The organism is Rhizobacter sp. P2_H3 (genome assembly GCF_056403355.1).
Map to the genome: position 1 here is coordinate 1 of NZ_JBFUFQ010000415.1, position 2,488 is coordinate 2,488.

The 2,488-nt window shown below is 67.0% G+C and carries 2 protein-coding genes and 1 tRNA gene; all 3 read right to left on the reverse strand.

The window, feature by feature from the left end:
- Positions 1-351, reverse strand: a 351-nt coding sequence (locus tag AC1D1T_RS31720; protein WP_477993340.1) for a trigger factor, incomplete at its 3' end; no start/stop codon positions are given.
- 29 nt (positions 352-380) lie between these two features.
- Positions 381-467, reverse strand: a tRNA-Leu gene (locus AC1D1T_RS31725).
- A 74-nt stretch (positions 468-541) separates the two neighbouring features.
- Positions 542-2,488 (reverse strand): efflux RND transporter permease subunit (locus AC1D1T_RS31730; protein WP_477993341.1); only part of this gene is annotated, 1,947 nt, incomplete at its 5' end.

A 2,488-nucleotide genomic window follows, 5' to 3' on the forward strand; every position in this document is an offset into this window, starting at 1 on the left:
GAGCTTGACTTCGGGGTACACCTCGAAGACGGCATCGAAGGCCATCTGGCCCTCGGGCGCGGTTTCCTTCTCGCTGATGCGCGGGGCACCGGCGACGCGCAGCTTGGCCTCGGCGGTGGCCTGGGCGAAGGCCTGTCCGACCTTGTCGTTCATGACTTCGTACTGCACCGAGTAGCCGTAGCGCTGGGACACCACGCTCATCGGCACCTTGCCCGGGCGGAACCCGTCGGCCTTGACCGTGCGGGACAGGCGCTTCAGGCGCGTTTCGACCTCGTTGTTGATCGTGTCGGCCGCCAGCGTGAGCGTGATGCGGCGTTCGAGCTTCTCGAGGGTTTCTACAGTGACAGCCATGATTGTCTGGACTCTCTGGTTTCGTTAGCTGGTGCGCGGGGGGGGACTCGAACCCCCACACCATCGCTGGCGTCAGGACCTAAACCTGGTGCGTCTACCAATTTCGCCACCCGCGCACATTCTGGGCACATGCAAAAAGCAAAGGGAAGCCGAAGCTTCCCTTTTCAGGCGATTCGGTAAACCGCGTAGTTTAGCTGCTCGCGGCGGCTCTTTCCTCTTCGGCCGGTTTGACGCGGAACCAGGCGGCATACATCGCCGGCAAGGCCAGCAGCGTCAGCCCCGTCGCGACGATCAGCCCGCCCATGATCGCGACCGCCATCGGGCCCCAGAACACGCTGCGCGACAGCGGGATCATCGCGAGCACCGCCGCCGCCGCGGTCAGCACGATCGGCCGGAAGCGCCGCACCGCCGATTCGACGATCGCCTCCCAGGCCGGCACGCCGCGCGCACGGTCCTGCTCGATCTGGTCGATCAGGATCACCGAGTTGCGCATGATCATGCCCATCAGCGCGATCACGCCGAGCAGCGCGACGAAGCCGAACGGCCGGTTCAGCAGCAGCAGCGCGCCCGCCACGCCGGCGATGCCGAGCGGCCCGGTGAGGAACACCAGGATCGAACGCGAGAAGCTGTGCAGCTGCAGCAYCAGCAGCGTGAACATGATGAACAGCGCGAGCGGCAGGCCCGCGGCGATCGAGCCCTGCCCCTTGCTGCTCTCCTCCACCGCGCCGGCGATCTCGATGCGATAGCCGTCCGGCATGGTCTTCTGCAGCTTGTCGAGATCCGGCCACACCTGCGTCGTGACCGTCGGGCCCTGCAGGCCCTCGACCACGTCGCCCTGCACCGTCACCGCATAGTCGCGGCCCTCGCGCCACAGCACGCCCGGCTCCCAGGTGAAACCGACCTTGGCGATCTGCGTCAGCGGGATCGAGCGGCCGCTGGCCGTCGGCAGGTAGGCGTTGCCGATGTCGGTGATGGCGTTGCGCTCGTCCAGCGGCTGGCGCACGACGATGTCGACCAGCCGGTCGGCTTCGCGGTACTGCCCGACGGTGTTGCCCGACAGGATGGTGCGCGACGCGGTGGCGATGGCCTGGCTGGTGACGCCCAGTGCGCGCGCCYTGTCCTGGTCGACCTCCAGGCGCAGCACCTTGACCGATTCGTTCCAGTTGTCGTTCACGCCGCGCATGTTCGGATTGGCGCGCAGGATGTCCTTGGCCTTGTCGGCCCAGGCACGGGCCTGCGCCGCATCCGGCCCCATCACGCGGAACTGCACCGGGTACGGCACCGGCGGCCCGTTCGGCAGCAGCTTGACGCGGCCGCGTGCATCGGGGAACTCCTCGGCCAGCATCTTCGGCAGCTTCAGGCGCAGCGACTCGCGCGTCGGCAGGTCCTTCGGGATCAGGATCACCTGGCTCACGTTGGTCTGCGGGAAGATCTGGTCGAGCGGCAGGTAGAAGCGCGGCACGCCGCTGCCGACCCAGATCGACACGTCGACCACGCCCGGCTCCTTCAGCATGCGTGCCTCGAAGCGCTTGGCCAGTTCCTCGCTCGACTGGATGGTGGCGCCCTCGGGCAGCCACAGGTCGACCAGGATCTCCGGCCGGCTCGAATCGGGGAAGAACTGCTGCTGCACCTTGCCCATGCCGGCCAGGCCCAGTACGAAGGTGCCGATGGTCAGGCCGATCGTGATCCAGCGGTGCTTCACGCACCAGTTCACCGCGCGCCGGAAGCGCGTGTAGAACGGCGTGTCGAACAGCTCATGGTGCTGCTCGCCCTCGTGCATCTTGCTCTTGCTGTGCAGCAGCTTGGCGCCGAGGTACGGCACGAAGTACACCGACACCACCCACGAGATCAGCAGCGCCGCGGTGGTCACCGCGAAGATCGCGAACGTGTACTCGCCCACCGTCGAGCGGGCCATGCCGATCGGCAGGAAGCCGGTCGCGGTGATCAGCGTGCCGGTCAGCATCGGCATCGCGGTCACGTCGTAGGCGAAGGTCGCGGCGCGCATCTTGTCGTASCCCTCCTCGAGCTTGCGCACCATCATCTCCACCGAGATGATCGCGTCGTCGACCAGCAGCCCGAGCGCGATGATCAGCGAGCCGAGCGAGATCTTGTGCAGCCCGACGCCCCAGTAGAACAT